15 protein-coding genes and 1 riboswitch are annotated in these 18,150 nt (G+C 66.3%); of the genes, 6 read left to right on the plus strand and 9 right to left on the minus strand.

What is annotated here, in order from left to right; genetic code table 11:
* Positions 1-3 precede the first annotated feature (3 nt).
* A complete protein-coding gene (locus tag ACLIMP_RS14495) occupies positions 4-1,509 on the minus strand; it encodes an ABC1 kinase family protein (protein ID WP_324696354.1) in 1,506 nt (501 codons plus the stop codon).
* Between the two features lie 117 nt (positions 1,510-1,626).
* On the opposite strand from ACLIMP_RS14495, the gene ACLIMP_RS14500 reads away from it, so the two are divergent.
* Positions 1,627-2,211, plus strand: a complete 585-nt coding sequence (locus ACLIMP_RS14500) for a septal ring lytic transglycosylase RlpA family protein (protein WP_443477930.1) — start codon at positions 1,627-1,629, stop codon at positions 2,209-2,211.
* Positions 2,212-2,241: 30 nt separating this feature from the next.
* On the opposite strand, the gene ACLIMP_RS14505 is transcribed toward ACLIMP_RS14500, so the two are convergent.
* The 4 genes from ACLIMP_RS14505 to ACLIMP_RS14520 form a co-directional block, all read right to left on the minus strand.
* Entirely contained in the window at positions 2,242-4,875 is a 2,634-nt protein-coding gene (locus tag ACLIMP_RS14505; protein ID WP_443477931.1) for a transferrin-binding protein-like solute binding protein, read from the minus strand.
* A 74-nt stretch (positions 4,876-4,949) separates the two neighbouring features.
* Positions 4,950-5,882 carry a transferrin-binding protein-like solute binding protein gene (locus ACLIMP_RS14510; RefSeq protein WP_324696358.1) on the minus strand — a complete coding sequence of 311 codons (933 nt, stop codon included), beginning with the start codon at positions 5,880-5,882 and terminating at the stop codon, positions 4,950-4,952.
* 11 nt (positions 5,883-5,893) lie between these two features.
* Positions 5,894-7,225, minus strand: a complete 1,332-nt coding sequence (locus ACLIMP_RS14515) for a surface lipoprotein assembly modifier (protein WP_185996896.1) — start codon at positions 7,223-7,225, stop codon at positions 5,894-5,896.
* A 160-nt stretch (positions 7,226-7,385) separates the two neighbouring features.
* Entirely contained in the window at positions 7,386-7,835 is a 450-nt protein-coding gene (locus tag ACLIMP_RS14520) for a globin domain-containing protein (protein WP_054436877.1), read from the minus strand.
* A 94-nt stretch (positions 7,836-7,929) separates the two neighbouring features.
* Here ACLIMP_RS14520 and ACLIMP_RS14525 point away from each other — a divergent pair, with 94 nt between their 5' ends.
* The 3 genes from ACLIMP_RS14525 (at position 7,930) to ACLIMP_RS14535 (ending at position 11,070) form a co-directional block, all read left to right on the plus strand.
* On the plus strand, positions 7,930-8,349 hold the full coding sequence (locus ACLIMP_RS14525) for an Rrf2 family transcriptional regulator (protein ID WP_324696362.1): 420 nt from the start codon (positions 7,930-7,932) through the stop codon (positions 8,347-8,349).
* Between the two features lie 99 nt (positions 8,350-8,448).
* Positions 8,449-8,607 (plus strand): hypothetical protein, encoded by a 159-nt coding sequence (locus tag ACLIMP_RS14530; RefSeq protein ID WP_197282991.1) that lies wholly within the window; start codon positions 8,449-8,451, stop codon positions 8,605-8,607.
* Positions 8,608-8,883: 276 nt separating this feature from the next.
* Positions 8,884-11,070, plus strand: coding sequence for a M3 family metallopeptidase (locus ACLIMP_RS14535; RefSeq protein WP_443477932.1), 2,187 nt, complete (start codon positions 8,884-8,886; stop codon positions 11,068-11,070).
* Between the two features lie 72 nt (positions 11,071-11,142).
* Here the strand turns inward: ACLIMP_RS14535 and ACLIMP_RS14540 are convergent, their stop codons facing one another.
* From ACLIMP_RS14540 to ACLIMP_RS14555, 4 genes are read right to left on the minus strand one after another with little or no spacing between them, the layout of a single operon-like run.
* The gene (locus ACLIMP_RS14540; protein WP_054436881.1) at positions 11,143-11,922 is read right to left on the minus strand and encodes an ABC transporter ATP-binding protein; all 780 of its coding nucleotides are present in this window, start codon (positions 11,920-11,922) and stop codon (positions 11,143-11,145) included.
* Positions 11,919-12,887, minus strand: coding sequence for a FecCD family ABC transporter permease (locus ACLIMP_RS14545; protein ID WP_132469620.1), 969 nt, complete (start codon positions 12,885-12,887; stop codon positions 11,919-11,921). Before ACLIMP_RS14545 ends, ACLIMP_RS14540 begins: the two co-directional genes overlap by 4 nt.
* A complete protein-coding gene (locus ACLIMP_RS14550) occupies positions 12,884-13,834 on the minus strand; it encodes an ABC transporter substrate-binding protein (RefSeq protein WP_324696369.1) in 951 nt (316 codons plus the stop codon). Before ACLIMP_RS14550 ends, ACLIMP_RS14545 begins: the two co-directional genes overlap by 4 nt.
* A complete protein-coding gene (locus tag ACLIMP_RS14555; RefSeq protein WP_324696371.1) occupies positions 13,831-15,663 on the minus strand; it encodes a TonB-dependent receptor domain-containing protein in 1,833 nt (610 codons plus the stop codon). The genes ACLIMP_RS14550 and ACLIMP_RS14555 overlap by 4 nt, the downstream gene beginning before the upstream one ends.
* Positions 15,664-15,765: 102 nt before the next feature.
* Positions 15,766-15,966: riboswitch (cobalamin riboswitch) on the minus strand.
* Positions 15,967-16,183: 217 nt separating this feature from the next.
* Here ACLIMP_RS14555 and ACLIMP_RS14560 point away from each other — a divergent pair.
* A complete protein-coding gene (locus ACLIMP_RS14560) occupies positions 16,184-17,329 on the plus strand; it encodes a cell wall hydrolase (RefSeq protein ID WP_292635994.1) in 1,146 nt (381 codons plus the stop codon).
* A 122-nt stretch (positions 17,330-17,451) separates the two neighbouring features.
* Positions 17,452-17,826 (plus strand): hypothetical protein, encoded by a 375-nt coding sequence (locus ACLIMP_RS14565; RefSeq protein ID WP_185996890.1) that lies wholly within the window; start codon positions 17,452-17,454, stop codon positions 17,824-17,826.
* The last annotated feature ends 324 nt before the right edge of the window (positions 17,827-18,150 follow it).

Here is an 18,150-nt window from a genome sequence, read left to right on the forward strand (position 1 = left end):
CCGTCAGGTCCAGTGGACCAGCAGGTCGGCGAGCGCATGGAACACCACCGCGCCGCCGATCAGCCACCCGGCCAGTTTCACCGCCCGCGCCGTGCCGTTGTCAGGCGCGGGCGGTGACGGCGCCTCCATCCGCGCCGAGGCCGCGCGCAGGAATCGCGGCGCTTCCCCGGCAATGCGCGAAAGCTCCAGCAGCGCCGCCTCCACCTTGTCCGGCGCGGCGAGGCCCGAAATCCGCGAGGCGACGAGCCGGCCGCGCATCCCCTCCAGCGCCTCGGACAAGTCGAACCCGGGCGCGATTCCGGCCAGTACGCCGTCCATCGTCACCATCGCCTTGAAGATCAGCACGAGGTCCGGCGGCAGAACCAGCCCCTCCTGCCGCAGCAGCGGGAAGAAATCCGCCACCATCGCGTTCAGCACCAGCGCCCCGCTGCCGTGCCGGGCAACCAGGCGTTCGGAGGCACGCAGCAGCTTCTCCCGCGAAATCCCCCCGTTTTCCGACCATATCGCCAGCATGTCCGCCACGCCGCCGGGATCGCCGCTGCGCAGGGCGAGGATGAAGGTCAGGAACTCGTGCTGGCGGCGCGGACTTACCACCCCCACCGAACCGAGATCGAGCAAGGCCAGCCGATCTCCGGGAAGGCACAACAGGTTGCCGGGATGCGGGTCGGCGTGGAAGCGCCCGCCGATCAGCACCATCTCCAGCACCAGTTCGGCCCCCAGCGCGGCAATGCGCGAGGGATCGATCCCGGCCGCCCTCAAGACCTCGGGATCGCGCGGAGGAATGCCCGCGATATAATCCATGACCAGCACTTGCTCGCCGGTCCATTCCCAATGGATGCGCGGCACCTCGACACGGTCCAGCGCGGCAAGGTCCGCGCGGAGCAGGTCGGCGTTGCGCCCTTCGCCGGTGAAATCCAGCTCGTCGAGGATTTCGCGCCCCAGCTGCTCGATCATCGCCGTGGGCCGCATCCGCCGCACCTGCCCGCTGCGCGCCTCCGCCATGGCCGCCAGATGGCGCATGAGCCTGAGGTCCGCCTCCATCCGCGCGCGAATGCCCGGGCGGCGGATCTTCACCACCACTTCGGTGCCATCCTTCAGCACCGCCCGGTGGACCTGTGCGATCGAGGCTGCCGCCAGCGGCTCGGTATCGAACCAGGCAAACGCGGTTTCCGGCGGCTCGCCCAGCGCGGCCTCCACTTCACCGCGCAGCGCCTCGAACGGCAGGCGCGGCGCATCGCTCTGGAGCTGCTCGAAGGCCGCGATCCATGCATCCGGCAGCAGATCGCGCCGGGTCGCGAGAATCTGGCCGAGCTTCACGTAAGTCGGCCCCAGCGCCTCCAGCGCGCGGCGCGTGCGCGTTGGCAGGTCGCGCGGCTCATGGCCCGCATCGTCCCCTTCGCCGAGGCCCAGCCGCACCGCCAGCGCCTCAAGACCGAACCGGACGATCACCGCCGACACTTCGGCCATCCGCGCCCGGTCCCGCGCCGCCACGGCTATCGACTTGAACATGCGTCACTCCTTCAGCGGTGGACAACCGGGCTGACGGGGTTCCGGTTCCGGCGACATGCCCTGCTCCGGGGTCGGACGGAGTGGACAGCCCCGAATGCACAAAGCTAGGGATGGCGCATGAGCGGCAGTTTAACGGGGGCGCTCAAGCCCTTATTCGCAGTAGCCCTGATGTCCACGCTGGCAGCCTGCGGCGGCGGCACCAAGTTCCGCCCGGTCAGCGACGTGCCGGTACGCGTCGGCCCGCCCTACAAGGTGCGCGGCACGACCTACACGCCCGCCACCCAGCCCGGTTACGACGTGCTCGGCTATGCGACATGGTACGGCAGCGAATCCGGCAACAAAGTGGCCAATGGCGAACGCTTCCGCCCCAGGTGGATCACGGCCGCCCACAAGACCCTGCCCCTGCCCAGCTACGTCGAAGTCACCTCGCTCGACACCGGCCGCCGCATCGTGGTGCGCGTGAACGACCGCGGCCCCTTCGGCGAGAGCGCCCGCGTCATCGACCTTTCCAGAGGCGCGGCGGAAGAACTGGGCATCCGGAACAAGGGCAAGGCCGCCGTGCGCGTGCGCTTGGTGGAGCCCCCCGAAAAGGACCGCGCCGCCTTGCGCAAGGGCAAGGCGGCGCAGGAACTGCCCCCGGTCAGCCCGGCGACGCTGGCGAACCTGCAATCGCAGTTCGAGCGCGGTGTGGGAACGCGGTGAACCGGAAGGGCAGAAAGCTCACAACCGGTATCAGCGACCCGCCGCGACGAAGGCACCTCTGACCGTGCCACCTCCCACACTGGGCGAAAAGTACTCGAAATTGAAGTTGCCTCCGACTTCGTTGGCATTCGGCCCGAAGAACATGCCGTTGAGGGTTCCTTCAAGCCCGCCACCACGGGTGGCGGAAAAGCCACCGACGCGCTGCGCGTCGGCGGTCACGTCCCCGATAGTGCCGGCGAAGCTCGTAGTCCCGAAACTCAGATCGCGTCCATTGGCGAGATTGGTGCCGCTGAGGGCGAGTTGACCGGATATCTTGCCCGTTCCGAAATTTGCGGAGAGAGATGACGTCCCGGAAACGTCGTACATGTCGATCCTGATATCGTTGTTGTAGATGACCGCGCTGCCATGTGCGACGCCCGTATAGCTCGCCGTTCCAGTGGTCGGCATGAGGCCTTTGGGCGTGGCCTGACCATAGGCGATATAGCCCATGTTATAGTTTCCGGCGCCCGATTGTGTCACGCCTCCCGCCAGCACGTACTTCGCGAAGCCAGAATAGGTGAGAGCGATCCTGCCGCCCTTCCCATCGAAAATATAGCGATCCACCGCAGCATAGCTGGAGAAGCCTCCGCTGCTCACCGCCCCGGATCGATAAACCGTACGCTCAGCATTGGATGTCGCGCTGTCTACATCGGAGCTTTGCATGGCGGCGTATGTGCCGCTGCCCGAATTGCGGGTCACCCGGATCGCTCCGACAGGCGAGCCGGACGACAGTTCCACAGCGTAATCGGTGGTCGTCGCACCCGCGAAATTATCAGAATAGTCATTGTTTATAGTAACCCTATATGCCACCTCGGCGCCGATCCCATGTAACAGCGTAGTGCCTGTAATGTTGGCCAGGCCCGTGGGGGGAGAAATGGCAGGGTCGGTGCTGCCGATCAGATATCCGTTCGCCTTTCCGCCGGTCGTGCTCGAAAGCAGAAACGTACCACCGATCTGATCGCCTGCGTCACCGTAGAACCGCGCATCGAGATTGCCGGTATAATCTTTCGTACCATCGAGAGAAAGTGTGCCCGCAATCGCGTTCGTCGTGCTGGATATCGTAGCGCTGGTCGTCCAGGTCCCGTTGTCTGTGCCGCTGTAAACTGATCCCGCCGGCACGATCATGCTGGCCGGACTGAACAGACTGAGTTGATAATCGCCCGAACCGGATAGCGTGCCCGTTCCAAGGTTGGCTGCAAGACGTCCGGTTCCATCCAGTGTCTGCAATTGCTGTCCCGTTTCCAGCACGGCACCACCGATCCTGGCATTGTAATGTCCGGTTCCGGTTCGCGGAACAGCCGAGGAGGCCGTCTCGTCACCGTAGACATAGGCATCGAGGATCGTCGACGGCCCGGTCCGGTCATATTGCAGCCCCGCGACCACGGCAGCCTCTTGCCCCATCCCCAAGAAGGCTGTCGTCTCGTCGTAAGTCGCCTCAACGTCGCGGCGCTGCAACGGGGCAAGGACCTGTCCGGACGACCGGTAAAACAGTCCGCCGCGGCCCCATGCCGCATACTTCGCGAACAACCCGCTGGCCTGCCCCGTCGAAACGAGCTTTCCGTTGCCATCAAGCGAAAGCGAGACACTCTGCCCGCGCACGCGGAAGAAAGTGGCGTTTTCAGGATTTAAGATGCTACCGTGCTGGTTGAGCGGATAGTCGTTTCGGCCACCCCAGACCACACCGACCGTTGCTTCATCGGCATAGGCGCTGGAAAAGGTAGCACCCACCTCCGCCGCTCCTGGTCCGTAGAACGATCCCTGAAACGTACTTGTGCCAGTTTCGTAGTTCGTGGTGGTCCCGAGAATGCCGGCAAAGCCGTTGGTCCCGGACTTCATCATCGCATTGGCAATGAGAATGCTGCCATAGCCGGTCAGCCCCGTCTCGCTTTCCGTCATGGAGAAAGGCACGTTGGCGTGGATGGCCCCCGTCGCGAAATCGGCGTCGAGCCGACCGCTGCCTGCGAGAGTGTGGATATTGATGTTGGACGCCGAAACGCCCAGCAACTTGACGTCATAACTAGCCGCACCAGTGCGCGGCATATCCGCGGCCGCTGTCTTCACACCATAAGCAAAAGCATCAAAACGCCCATCAACGCTCGACTTGCCTTCGGTCACCCGCTGCCAGAACCCGGCGCCGACATAGCGCGTCTGGCCGGCTCCGCTCCCTGTCTTGGACAGCGTCAGGAAGTCGGTCGTCGACTTGGCTGTCAGTTTGTAGGTGGTGACGGCCGCATTCGACTGGGCAGGATCGATATCAGCCTGCCGGAATGCTTGGCTGACCGAGCCATCGGTCAGGGTGTAACTCTGGTTCGCGGCATTGTAGGCGATCGTCAGCGCCGTCTTCCCGGCGCTATGGGTCGCGGAGCCCGTCTTGGTCGAGACTGAAATCTTGCCAAGGATCGCGTCGTTCGTGAAGTTCTCCGAGACCAGCGGCCCGATGAGATCGTCGTTCTTTGCCGTGGGAGTGGGAGTGGGAGTGGGAGTGGGAGTGGGAGTGGGAGTGGGAGTGGGTGTAGGCGTCGGCGTGCTGTTGACGTCGCCGCCACCACCGCAGGCCGCAAGCAACAGACTGAGCGCCGTAAGCGAGGTCATGGTCGCCAACTTGGCGACGGGTACGGTCTTCATGAACAATCCCCCTGTTCAGAATGCCAAGGCAAGCCACCCACGTCTTGCCTCGGCGAGAATACAAGCCTGTGCTTTCAGTTCTTCCGGCCGACGACCGCGCCCGAGCCGTTGCCTATCTCCGGATTGCCGAGGCCCTGGCGCAGCGTGAACGCTCCGCCCATTTCCGACGCACCCGGGCCGTAGAAGAACCCGTGCAGGTCCGCGGAATAAGCCGCGTTCAAATCCGAGGATGCCTCGAACTCGTTGCCCTTGTAGAACTGGTTGGGCGTCTTGATGATGCCATCGAGCTGCAGATTGCCGAAGACTTTGGTGCGCCCGTCGACCACGTGCTGGCCTGTCGGGCTCATCTCGAAGCGGACGGTTCCGGCTGCGAAATTCGCCGCGAAGCTGCTGGCGCCGGACAGCACATAGGCACCGGTTCCATCGGCGTACTGGCCGTCGATCCTGGTCTGATACGTCGCCGAGCCGGACTTCGGCATGTCGGAGGGGCTGGTCGTCACGCCGTAAGTGAAGAATGCCGTGCTCACGTCGAGATCGGTGCCCTTGTCGACGATCTTCTGCCAGGCGCCGTAGCTGGCGTAAGTGAGCGCCATGTCGGGATTGGCCGCGCCCGGCCTGAACAGGACGAAGTCTTCCTGCGTATTGCCGGCAATCTTGCGATAACCCGTCGTCGCGGCCGTATCGCCGAGCTTGTCGGCCGGGCGGAAGATCGTGGTGCCCATCGTCGTGCCGACGAGGGTGTAGGACTGGCTCGCGGCATCGTAACGCACCTCGGTCGGCGCCTGGACCGAACTCTTTCCGCTGGCGGCCCCGGTCGCGCGGGACAGCGAATAGTTCGCCTGCGCGTAGTAGGCCGTGAAGTCCTGGCTGACGCGCAGCTCCGCGAGAGTGGCATTCCCCTGGCCCGTGGGCGGCTTGGGGAGCGAGGCGACATCCTCTCCCCCGCCGCCGCATGCCGCGAGCAGGACGCTGATCGACGTGACGAATATCGGATGCGAAAGCTTCATGTCCTTATCCCTCAGAATGCCGAAGTGACGCCGAATTCCGCGGCAACGCGGCGGTAGTCGTAGATTTCGATGGAGGAGCGGTTGCGCTCCCATTTGAGGCGCACGAGCGGTGCGAAGCTGCCGAGGTGCAGCGCGCGCAAGGTGGCGGCGATGCTGGCGCTGTAGCGGTTTTCCCGGCGCCGCTCGGGGTAGAGGAACAGGCGCTCGTCCGCCTCCAGATGGCTGTAGGCCATGGTGCCGACCAGGGTGGTTCGGCCCATTTCGCGGAACAGGTAGACCGAGGCGCCCCCGCTCGCGAGGGAATAGCCGGGATCGCGCGCGGCCTCGCGGAAGCCGTAGACCTGCAGGCCGCCGCCGAACCGGGCGCTGAAGGCACGGTCGAGGCTGGCGGAAAGCGTGAAATCATCGGCGGTCTGGAGCGCATTGCGCTTGTTGTCGACATGGGAAATCCCGCCGTCGAGGCGGATCTGGCTGCGCTTACCCGTCGGGCGCTGCCAGCTTACGTTGCCGCCGATCGTCATGCTGTAGGGATCACGGCCGTACCAGCGCCACGAAGGGCCGAACGAGAAGGTGAGCTGGTTGCCGCCCCATGCATATTGCGGGCCGGCCTGCACCCCCACGGTCACGTCGTTGAAGTCCGGCTCGCGGTAGAGCGTGGCGCTGGTCGAGGCGCGCACCAGCAGGTCGGCTCCGGGCTGGATGCCGAGGCGGAAGTAGCCCTGCCCCTGAAGGTTGAGGCCCACGCCCGATTTCGCCTGCGCCTCGTCGTCCAGCGTGAAGTCACCGATCACGGTGCCCAGCGTGTCGGAACGGGTGGCGCGATTGATGTTGCTGTCCGGCGCGAGCGCGAACTCCACCGAACCGCCGAACGGCTTCCGGGCGTTGAGCGCACGGGTATAGAAGCGCACGAGCTGTTCCACCGAGGTCGGCAGTCCCGCCGCCTGGGCCGCGCGCAGTTCCTTGCGGGCGGCGCCGAAATTGCCGAGCGAGGCCTGCATCCGGGCCAGCTCCAGCCGGACACGCGCCGCGCCGGGCTTGTCGTCAAGGATGCGGCGGAATTCGAGCGCGGCGTCGGCATAGCGCTTGAGATCGTCGCCCAGCATCAGGCCAAGACGGAAACGCGCCTCTGTCCGCACTTCGAGATCCCGGTCCTGCGACAGGGCCCGATAAGCCGTCTCCGCAGTCGCGAAGTCACCTTCCGCGCGGGCCTGCTCGGCCAGTGCGAAAACCTGCGCGGCCGAAAGGCCCGCATGCGTGGCAGGTTGCGCCGCAGGCCACTGCGCGCCGGTTGCCCCCTGGCCCGCCGCGTCCTGCGCGCTTACGCCGGTGGCAAGGCCCGCCAAGACCGCTGCCGCCAGCCAATGCTGAATCGGAATGTCACACCCCCGTTTGGCGGTGTGTTAGTACTCCGATCAAATACTTGTCCAGATGCAACAAGACCGGGTCACCGGCGCGACGTCAAAATTCGGGCGGTGAACGGCATTTGTCACTATTGCAGCCCGTTCAGGCTGCCTCGCGCTCCGCGTAGACTTCGGCCTCCTTGCCGATGAGGATGTCAGCAAGGAACCAGTAGGCCTCGCCCCAGGCGGCGAGCACTTCGTCGGTTGCCGCTTCGCCCAGCACGTCGCGGATCGCGGGCAGCAGCGCTTCGGCGACCAGCGGATAGTGCTCTGCCTTCACGCCTGTATCGACATGGCGCTGCACCATGCGCGCCACCGCGCCGGTGAGGTTCTGGAGCTTGTCCACGTTCTGCGCATAACCCAGGATCGCGGCGGCAAGACGGCGCGGCTGCTCGCCAGAGGTCTGCGCGGCCTGGTCGAACATCGCGCGCACGTCGGCATTCTCGAACAGGCGTTCGTACATGCGGGTGGTGATCGCGACCCCGTGCTGCTGAAGCGCGGGCGCGGTTGCCTTGATCGTGGCGACGGTCTGTTCGCTGAGCGGAGCGGCCATTTCGATTCGTCCTTTAAAGATGCATTGTTGATGCATCTATACGCCGAAGGGAAAAGATGTAAATACGGCGCATCATTTTAACCGGAGACCGCCCTTGCGCCTCACCGCGCACACCGACTACGCCCTGCGCATCCTGCTCCACGCCGCCGTGGAGCCGGAGCGGCTGTTCTCGATCGCCCAGGTTGCAGAGGCGCACGCGATCTCGCGCAATCACGCGATGAAAGTGGTCAACCTGCTCGGCAATGCCGGGCTGCTGGAGACGGTTCGCGGGCGGGGCGGCGGTTTTCGTCTCGGCCGCCCTGCACGGGAAATCGCGCTGGGCGAAGTCGTGCGGCTGACCGAACCCAACATGAGCCCCGCCGATTGCGGCAACTGCCTGCTTCAGGGCGCCTGCGGCCTCACCGGGATCCTGCGCAAGGCCATGGCCGCCTTTCTCGCCGAACTCGACGCGCATACGCTGGCCGACGCCGCCATGGGAACCCGGCTGCCCTTCCCGCTTTTACAGTCTTCCTGAAGCGAAACTCTTCGAGAATTACTGGTCCGATCAATTGGCCCGATCATCGGGAACTTTCCCGTCGTACCCGCGTTCCTCCTCCAAAGAGGAGAGCCTGAAATGAATATCGGAGCCGAAATCCCGTTCCGGCGCAGTCGCTTCGCGCGCAAGACCGGATCGTTGATCCTGGACCGCCAGCGCGAAGAGCAAAAGCAGGAACGCGATCCCGATTCCGATCCCATGCTTGTTTGGTCCAACGGTCGCTTCCGGTCCAACTGACCGGACCCGATTCCCCCTGTCGGTGCGACCGTACGACGCGCCGGAGCGCAACTTGATTGCGCTCCGGCGCGAAATCGTATGCGCCGCGAAATGTCGCATACGTCCTTTGAGCAACAGGTTTTCCAAAGCCTGACCGGCGCTTGCAAGGCCCGGTTTTCTGCGCTTCAACCCTGCTCCTAGATACCTCGGCAGCCAATTCGCAGCACTCGGGCACGGCGCAGCCGCTCCCCTTTCGCTCCATTCCCCACCGGCTGCCGAAGTCAGGAGAAAACAACGATGAAGACCCGGCTCATGGCCGCTGCCGCCCCCTTCGTGCTTGGCGCAGCGCTGCTTGGAGGATTTTCCGTGACCGCTACCGCAAAGACTGGCACCGCAAAGACTGGCACCGCAAAGACCGGCACCGCCACTCCGGCCTATGCCGGCCCCTTCGCGAAGCCCAGCACGCTCCCGCTCCACGCGCCGGACTTCACCCAGTACAAGGATAGCGACTGGCAGCCCGCCATCGAGGCCGGCATTGCCGCCAAGCGCGCCGAGATCAAGGCGATCGCCGCGAACACGGCCAGGCCGACTTTCCAGAACACCATCGTCGCGATGGAGCGCGCGGGCACGCTCTATGACCGCGTCTACAACGTGTTCAGCCAGCTCACTTCGGCTAACACCAGCGATGCGCTCGACGCGATCGACACCGCCGTAAGCCCGCAGATTTCCGCGCTGAACGACGATATCTACCTCGACGACGCGCTGTTCGCCCGCGTCAAGGCCGTGCACGACAGCGCGCAGGGCAAGGCCCTGACCGGCGAGGACGCCATGCTGCTGGCGACGACTTACGACAAGTTCGTCCACCGCGGCGCCCTGCTTTCGGCCGAACAGAAGGTCGAGCTGAAGGCGATGAACCTCGAGATCGCCAAGCTCGAAACCGCCTTCTCGCAGAAGCTGACCACGGCCACCGCCGCCAAGGCGCCGATCTTCGACACCGCCGCGCAGCTCGACGGGCTTTCGCAGGCAGAGATCGCCGCCGCCGCCAAGCTCGCCGCCGAAAAGGGCCATCCCGGCAAGTTCATGCTGGCGCTGGGCAACACCACGCAGCAGGCCGCGCTGACCAGCCTCAACAACCGCGCCAGCCGCAAGATCCTGTGGGACGCCAGCGTGAACCGCACTTCGGGCGGCGACGAGTACGACACCACCGCAATGGTCACCCAGATGGCCACCCTGCGCGCAAAGAAGGCCAGGCTGCTCGGCGCGCCCGACTTCGCGACGTACCAGATGTACGACCGCATGGTGAAGACGCCGGGTCAGGCGATGGAGTTCATGAAGGGCTTCGTCCCCGCGCTGCGCGCCACGCAGGACCGCGAGGCCGCCATGCTCGAAGCCGCCGCCAAGGCCGACGGACAGGCCATCAAGCTGGAGCCGTGGGACTGGTCCTACTACGCCGAGAAGGTCCGCAAGGCGAAGTACGACCTCGATGAAAGCCAGATCAAGCCTTACTTCGAAGTCTGGCGCACGCTGGAAGACGGAGTGTTCTACGCCGCGAACCAGACTTATGGCCTGACCTTCAAGCGCCGCACCGACCTTCCGGTCTACCACCCGACCATGCGCGCCTATGAAGTGTTCGACGCCGACGGCAAGTCGCTGGCGATCTTCTACTATGATCCCTTCGCCCGCTCCAACAAGAAGGGCGGCGCCTGGATGAACAACTTCGTCGAGCAGTCCTACCTGCTGGGCGAAAAGCCGGTGGTCAGCAATACCCTGAACATCGCTCCGCCCGCCGATGGCGAACCCGCGCTCGCCAGCTTCGACGACGTGGAGACCATGTTCCACGAGTTCGGCCATGCGCTGCACGGCTTCTTCGCCAGCCAGAAGTACCCCTCGCTCTCGGGCACCAACACCGCGCGTGACTTCGTGGAATTCCCCAGCCAGTTCAACGAGAACTTCGCGACGATCCCCGCCGTGCTCAACCACTACGCCAAGCATTACCAGACCGGCGCGACGATCCCCTCGGACCTGATCGCCAAGATCGAGGCGGCGAAGACCTTCAACCAGGGCCTGGGCCTGGGCGAAACGCTTTCGGCGGCGATGCTCGACATCCAGTGGCACCAGCTCTCCCCCGAGGAAGCCGCGCAGCCGCCGATGGCCTTCGAAGCCAAGGCGCTGGCCGCGACCGGGCTCAACACCGACCTGATCCCGCCGCGCTACAAGACGCCCTACTTCCGCCACATCTGGGATAACGGCTACGCGGCCGGATACTACTCGTACATCTGGACCGAGATGCTGGCACACGACGGCTGGGACTGGGTGGAAAAGCACGGCGGCATGACCCGCGCCAACGGCGACCACATCCGCAAGTCGTTCCTCGGCCAGGGCCACACCAAGGACTTCGCCCAGCTCTACCGCGACTTCACCGGGCACGACCCCAAGGTCGAACCGATGCTGGAAGCGCGCGGTCTGGCGCCGAAGGCCCAGTAACGCCGGGATAATCCATGCACGAAACGCCGCTCCGGAAACGGGGCGGCGTTTTTTGTTTCATTCCGACCCCGCCTAGAACTGCTGCCGGAAATCCACCGCCAGCGGTGCCGGCGCGCCGATCGAGAGGGCGCGTTCGCCGGGGTCGCCCAGCCAGTGCGCCGGGCAGTTCCACACGCGGCTGATGACCTCGCGCGAGAGGGCCATCTCGGGCGGGCCTTCGGCCTCCACCCGGCCCTTGGCCAGCACCAGCACCTGATCGGCATGGTTCATCGCCGTCGCCAGATCATGAAGCACGAGGACGACGCCCTTCCCGGCCCGCGCCTGCTGGCGGAAGCGCTGCATCAGCGCCGCACCGTGCGCAAGGTCGAGGCTGGCGAAAGGTTCGTCGGCAAGCAGCCAGCCGGGCTGGGTAGCCAGCACGCGGGCCATGAGCGCGCGGGCGCGTTCGCCGCCGGAAAGGGTGGAGACCGGACGGTGGCGCAAGTCCTGAAGGTCCATCGCGGCGATGGCGTCCTCGATCGCTTCCTGCGTCTCGGCGGCCGGAGCACCGCGCCATGGCAGGCGGCCGAGCGAGATCAGCACTTCGACAGAGACATCCCAGGCCACTTCCGGCGTCTGCGGCAGGTAGCCGATCCACTGCGCGCGCTGCGCCAGCGATACCGCGGAAAGCGCCCGCCCGCCCATCACGGCGCGGCCGCCATCGGGCTTGAGCAGCCCCGCGATCACGGAAAGCAGCGTGGACTTGCCCGCGCCGTTGGGCCCGCAGATCGCGGTTATCATGCCGCGGCGGCAGTTGAGCGAGACATCCTCCAGCCGCCCGGCGACAGTGACCTTGTCAGCGCCGAAGCTCATGCCACCATGCCCTGGCGCATCCTGAGCAGCAGGCGCAGGAAGAACGGCGCGCCCAGCAGGCTGAGCGCGATGCCGAGCCGCAGTTCGCCGCCGGTCAGCGGCAGGATGCGGCAGAGACAGTCGGCCATGAGCAGCAGCAAAGCGCCCGCCAGCGCGGAAGGCACGAGCAGCGAGGACGGCTTGCGGTCCGTCATCGGTCGCACGAGATGCGGCACCATCAGGCCGACGAAGCCGATGATGCCCGCCACCGCCACGCCCGAACCGACAATCAGGCCCACGCCCAGGATCATCAGCGCCTGAAGCCGCAGCGGCTCCACGCCGAGCGAGCGGGCGGCCATCTCCCCCAGGGTCATCGCATCGAGATCGCGCCCCGCGTAGATCAGCACGCCGATGCCGCCCAGGGTCAGCGGCATGGCAATCCAGACCTCCCGCCATGAACGGTCCGCCAGCGAGCCCATCATCCAGGTAACGATCTCGCTCATCGCGAAAGGCGACGGGGAGAGGCTGATGGCAAGGCTCATCAGTGCGCCGGCAAGACTGGAAACCATGAGCCCGGCCAGCGTGAACAACGCCACACCGCCGCCGCGCCCGGCGATCAGCGCCAGCAGGGTCATCGCCCCGCCCGCGCCGACCAGCGCGAAGACCGGCAGCATCCAAGGCGCCGAGGCATAGCCGGTCCAGAAGCTCAGCACCGCGCCCAGCGCCGCGCCGGGCGCTATGCCGAACAGGCCGGGGTCGGCAAGCGGATTGCGCAGGTAGCCCTGCATCGCCGCCCCCGCCGCGCCCAGCCCGGCGCCGAGCACCAGCGCCAATACCGCGCGCGGCAGTCGCAGCTGCACGAGGATGATCGATGCGTTCTGAAGTTCCGGGGAAAAAGGGTTGATCCAAACGCGGCCCGCCAGCAGCGACAAAGGCACCGCGACACAAAGCGCGAGAGCCAGCAGCAGGACAAAACGCAGGTTCATGGTCTGAGGGAAACAGTCCAATCGCCCAATGGCTCCGGCGAGGCCAGCGCCCGGCGCGCCGCCGCGAGTTCGTCGAGCGCACGCGGAATGGTTGGCCCCCCGCACCACAGGATGGAGCGGCTCAGCAAGAAACGCCGGGTACTGGTCAGCGCGGAAAGCGCCGGGTGATGCAGCATTCGGTCCTCCTCGGCGAGCGGATCGCCTACCGCGAAGACCACGCGCGGCGGGTCCGCCAGCACATGCTCCAAGGGCAGATAATCGGCCTGGGAGAGGCCGCGCGCGCCGGCAATATTCGTAAAGCCGGTGTGCTCCATCATGTCAACGATCAGGGTCCGGTCTCCGGCCACCAGTCCACCGGATTCCCACACCAGTGCCGGAATTTGCCGCATTCCGGCAGGCGGCGCGTTTCGGGCCACGGCCGCATCGATCCGCTGGACCAGCCGCTCGCCCCGTTCGGGATGCCCGGCCAGCCGTGCAAGCTGGCGCACCTGCTCGCGCGCGGCCCGAAGGTCGGAGGCTATCGGAACCTTGACCAGCTCGAACCCCAGCCGCCGGAACGCCGCCTCGCTTGCGGGATCGAGGAAGGCGCTGGCGACGACGACACGCGGGCCGATCCTCGCCACTTCCTCCACCGATCCCGAAACCGCCCTGAAACGACGCGCCGCTTCCATCGGCATCGAACTGCTCTCGGGATCGTGGCTGTAGTTCGAGATCGCCAGCAACTGGCCCGGCCCTGTCACTTCGGCAAGGATCGCGTCCGTGCAGGGGTTGAGCGAGACGATCGTGGGATGACCACTGGCCTTCGCGGAACCGGGCGCGTCGGCCGCATCGCCGCCCCCGCATCCCGCCAGCGCCGCCACCGGGCCGGCAAGAGCCAGCGCGGCGGCGAGCAGGCGGGCCTTGCGCCTTCCCCGTCCCGACCGTGTCAGGGAAAGCGCTCGGATCACATCTTCACCCGAACCCCGGCATAAGCCGCGCGGCCCGGCGTGCCGTATGTCCGCACCACTTCGTAGTGCTCGTCGAACAGGTTCTCGACCCGGCCATAGAGCTGGATGTTCCGCGTCACGTCATAAGCCGTGCGCAGGCCCACCACGACATTGCCGCCAAGATAATAGGTGTTCGCCACGTCGTCATAGCGCCCCCCGCCCACGCGCAGGTCCGCGCCGAGGCGGAAGCCGTCCGACCAGTGCTTGTCGAGGCTGGCGTAGAGGTTGGTCTTGGGACGGCGGGCCAGCTGCTTGCCGGTGTCCTCGTTGGTGGCGTCGAGGTACGTGGCGGAAAGGCTCATGTCGAAGCCGTTCCAGTCGCTCACCTGCATCCCCAGTTCCACGCCCTTCGCGCGGGCCCGGCCGACATTGTAGTAGTTCCATTCGGCCAGATCGTAGTCGATCAGGTTTTTGGTCTTGCGGTCGAAATAGGTGACCGAGAACGTCCCGTGCCCTTCCGCGAAGGGCTGCTCGACGCCCACGTCCCACGACTTCGAAGTCTCGGGATCGAGCGCGCGGAAACCGCCATTGGTATAGAGCTGGTAAAGCGACGGCGCCTTGAAGCCCTCGCCATAGCTGGCGCGCAGGATCGGCGCGCTTTCGCCGCCGCCGATCACCCAGGCGCCATTGGCCGAGAACGTGGTCTTGTGGCCGAAGTCCGAATTGTCGTCGTAGCGCAGCCCGCCGTTCAGGGTCAGTCCGGTGACCGGACGCAGCGTCAGCATGCCGAAGTAGCTGTCGATCGAGGTCGAGTCCTTCGCGTAATCGCTCGAGAATTTCTGCTTCTCGGTCTCCGCGCCCAGCAGGATGCTGGCCATGTCGATCGGGCTGAAGGAAACCTGCCCCTCGAAGCGGTCCGCGCGGCCGTTGGTGGTGTAGGGACCGAAGACCGCGTCGTCCGAGATGCGGCGGGTGTCGGTGAGGCCGTAGCCCACGCGCGCGGTCAGGCGGCCGTCGAGCCCCTTATAGCGAAGGTTCGCATAGCCCACCGTGTCGCGCTTCATGCCCACGTTCAGGGCATCGGCGCCGGTGTTGTCGTAATCGTAGTTGGCCTTGGTCCAGTAGGTCCCGGCGTCGGCGGACAGGCCGCTTACCAGTTCCACTTCGGCCCGGGCATTGGCGCTCTTGCTTTCGAAGCCGTCCTTTTCCTTACCGCCGAGGCGCTCGTCGAAGGCGGAATAGCCGTCGCCCTTGAGCCAGTTGCCGCCCAGCGTCAGGCCGACCGGTCCCACTTTGCCCGCCGCCGAGGCGCCGAGCTGCTTCTGGTCGCGCCACCCATATTCGGCCTGGCCGCGCGCGGTCCACTGCTCGGTCGGGCGCGCGGTGATGAGGTTGACGACGCCGCCGATGGCGCGGCTGCCCCAGAGAACGCCGGAAGAGCCGCGCACCACTTCGATACGGTCGAACTGGCCGACGGTCAGGCTGCCGAAGTCGAAGCCGCCGCCGACATCGCCCGGATCGTTGATGCGCACACCGTCGATAAGCACGAGGCTCTGCGCATTCTCGGCGCCCCGGATGAACACGCTTGCGGGCTGGCCGAAGCCGCCGGACTGGGTGAAGGTCACGCCCGGCAGGCGGGCCAGCACATCGGTGGCGGTGACCGCCTGGGTACGCTCGATATCCTCGCGGGTGACGACCGAGACCGACTGGCCGATCTCGCTCACCGGGGTCTCGGTGCGGGTCGCGGTGACGACGATGCCGTCCGCTGCGATGCTATCGTTTGCGGCTTCGTCCGCCAGCGCGGGAGTGGCGACGGACAGGGCCGTCCCCAGCAGAAACAGATACTTCACGGTAATTCCTCCAACCTTGAACGACATTGCCGTCCATGGCGGAGACGCGCGCCTTTCCTCATGCGCGCGTGCTCGCTGCATGCCGGGACACCCCGCCCGGCTGCGGAACGACCGTCAAGGGCAGGTCTCCTGGCTTCCGGATCGCCGCGCCGCCTCCGCCTTCCCGGTTTGACCCAGTGGCATCGCGTGGAGGGGGCGCTCCCCGGTCACAGTTGCGGGGGCAGCTTCGGGCTTTCGCCGAAATTCCCACCAGGTTCCAATCCTGGGGCCCGGCTCCGGGCCACCCATGACGTCGCTTGCGCCGATACTGTCCGGCGCGAGGATTGGCAAGCAGTGCCGGTAAAGGCCGCGCCAGGTATCGCCGCCGGGAAAACCGGAAGATTCTCTTAAGCCATTAAGGCTATCGGCAGGGCCTGTACCGCTTCGGGACGTGCCGATCTGCAGGGATGCCGCGCGCCGCAAAGCGGGTTAGGCGCAAGATGCGCCCGTCCCCCGAAAGGACGCGCCAAGAGGACTATTCGTGACCGCTGCCGCCCTTCCTGCCTGCCTCGAACCCTGGGAAGCGCGTCCGCGCGATTTCCGCGGGCACTTCGCGCGCGGCGGCCGGCGACATGTCGCACGCCGCGCGCGCCGGCGCTGGTCGCTGGGTTTCGCCGCACTGGCCGCCGTGGCACTGCCCGCCTTCGCCTCGCCGGGCTCCTGGCAGCAATTCTCCATCGCCGATGCGCGGTCGCCCGAACAGACGGTCCTGCCGATGCCCTTCGAGCAGGCCGGAGCCAGCTTCCCCGGTTCGGCCTTCTACTATCTCGATGCCGAAGAACCGGTGCTCAGGATCGGCGAAGGCATTCATTCCGATGCCGATGACGGCGTGACCGGCCCCGGCCCGGTCGCCCGCGCGCTGCGCATCGACAATTCCGGGGTGGACCGCAGCCGCGCGCTCCAGTGCCTGACCGCCGCAATCTACTATGAGGCCGCCAGCGAGCCGGATGCCGGCCAGCGCGCGGTGGCGCAGGTCGTACTCAACCGGCTGGCCCATCCCGCCTATCCCAAGACCGTCTGCGGCGTGGTCTACCAGGGCTCCGAGCGCTCGACCGGCTGCCAGTTCTCCTTCACCTGCGACGGGTCGCTGGCACGCGCGCCGCAGCGCTTCTTCTGGCAGCGTGCGCAGGAAGTCGCCCGCGCGGCGCTTTCCGGCTACGTCTACGCGCCGGTCGGCCTGGCCACGCATTACCACACCGTCCAGGTCAATCCCTACTGGGCGCCGAGCCTCCATTATCTCTCGACGATCGGCGCGCACCGTTTCTATGCCCTGAGCGGACCGGCGGGGAGCCCTTCGGCCTTCCGCTTCGCCTACTTCGGCGGGGAGCCGCTCGCCGCGCCGCATCGCCATGACGATTCCGCCGCCAGCGCGGTCGCCAACGCCGCGCTGGACCCGCTCGCGGTGCAGCGCGCCTTCGAGGCGGCAACCCCGATCCGGCCGGACACCGCCATCCAGCCCGCCTCCGCTCCGGCCACCCTCGTGCAGGCCGCCGTCCCTGCCTATGCCAGCGATGTGCGCGAACGGGGCGGCGAAGCGCTATACCGGGCGAGGAACCTGCCCGAGGCCCATGGGATCAGGCCCGAGTATGCCAATTCCGGGCGCTGGATCGGGCAACCGGTTCAGTAAACCTCCCGATTCCCCTCTCAAGGTTTCGGCAACCATACGCCCTCATTAAGGCTTAGCGCCTGCAATCCTATAACGGGGTCGCGGCACCACCCCCTAACGCCGAAGACAAGAGGCCCGATACCATGGCAATCCGCTTCTCCGCCGCCAAAGGCGGGACGTGTCCTGTGATCGTGCGAGCGCTGTGTCCATCCGTGCCGCTCGGCGCGGTCAACGACAACGGCACTCGTCGCCGAACGCGCCGGCCGCGGACGGAGGGGCACGCCACCGCGCAGCAGCAGGATGCGGCCACCCTGGCCGCGAACGAGCGCATCTTCGCCGAAGCCTTGCGCCATTTCGCCCGCCACGGCCTGTCCGCCGCCTCCCATGCCCGCGCCAATGCCGCCGCCGCGCGCCTCGCGGGGGACATCGCGGCCTGCGACTGGTGGATCGCCATCTGCCGGCAGCTCGATCACCGCATGGCCGAAGCCTTCGCCAGACGGCTCACCACGAACGCCTGACAGTCTCGCCGCCGCCGCCGTGACTCGCGACCGCCTGCCCTTCCTCCAAGGCGACTCGCCCTCCCCGACGCTTGCCTGTCATACCGCCGTGCGAGACACTTGGATGCAATCTGCGCCCGCCGGGTTGCGCAAAACAGGCTCCGAACCCCGCTTCCCGGGCCCGTTTTCCGCGCATTCCCGCCCACTATTGCAATTGCGAACTATTATCAGTAAAAACTGCCCCACCAGCCCTTTGCGCGGGCTTTTCACGGTTGCAATGTCGGTTTGAGGGGCGTAGGTCGCCCCTCGTTGAACACCGGCACCTGCCTTTAGCGGGACACAGCA

It is taken from the genome of Novosphingobium aeonii (assembly GCF_052279045.1).
Classification (GTDB): Bacteria; Pseudomonadota; Alphaproteobacteria; order Sphingomonadales; family Sphingomonadaceae; genus Novosphingobium.

Bases quoted from the DNA above. Each gene is read 5' to 3' on its own strand.
- ACLIMP_RS14495 (WP_324696354.1), bottom strand. From the start codon at position 1,509: ATGTTCAAGTCGATAGCCGTGGCGGCGCGGGACCGGGCGCGGATGGCC.
- ACLIMP_RS14500 (WP_443477930.1), top strand. From the start codon at position 1,627: ATGAGCGGCAGTTTAACGGGGGCGCTCAAGCCCTTATTCGCAGTAGCC.
- ACLIMP_RS14505 (WP_443477931.1), bottom strand. From the start codon at position 4,875: ATGAAGACCGTACCCGTCGCCAAGTTGGCGACCATGACCTCGCTTACG.
- ACLIMP_RS14510 (WP_324696358.1), bottom strand. From the start codon at position 5,882: ATGAAGCTTTCGCATCCGATATTCGTCACGTCGATCAGCGTCCTGCTC.
- ACLIMP_RS14520 (WP_054436877.1), bottom strand. From the start codon at position 7,835: ATGGCCGCTCCGCTCAGCGAACAGACCGTCGCCACGATCAAGGCAACC.
- ACLIMP_RS14530 (WP_197282991.1), top strand. From the start codon at position 8,449: ATGAATATCGGAGCCGAAATCCCGTTCCGGCGCAGTCGCTTCGCGCGC.
- ACLIMP_RS14535 (WP_443477932.1), top strand. From the start codon at position 8,884: ATGAAGACCCGGCTCATGGCCGCTGCCGCCCCCTTCGTGCTTGGCGCA.
- ACLIMP_RS14540 (WP_054436881.1), bottom strand. From the start codon at position 11,922: ATGAGCTTCGGCGCTGACAAGGTCACTGTCGCCGGGCGGCTGGAGGAT.
- ACLIMP_RS14545 (WP_132469620.1), bottom strand. From the start codon at position 12,887: ATGAACCTGCGTTTTGTCCTGCTGCTGGCTCTCGCGCTTTGTGTCGCG.
- ACLIMP_RS14565 (WP_185996890.1), top strand. From the start codon at position 17,452: ATGGCAATCCGCTTCTCCGCCGCCAAAGGCGGGACGTGTCCTGTGATC.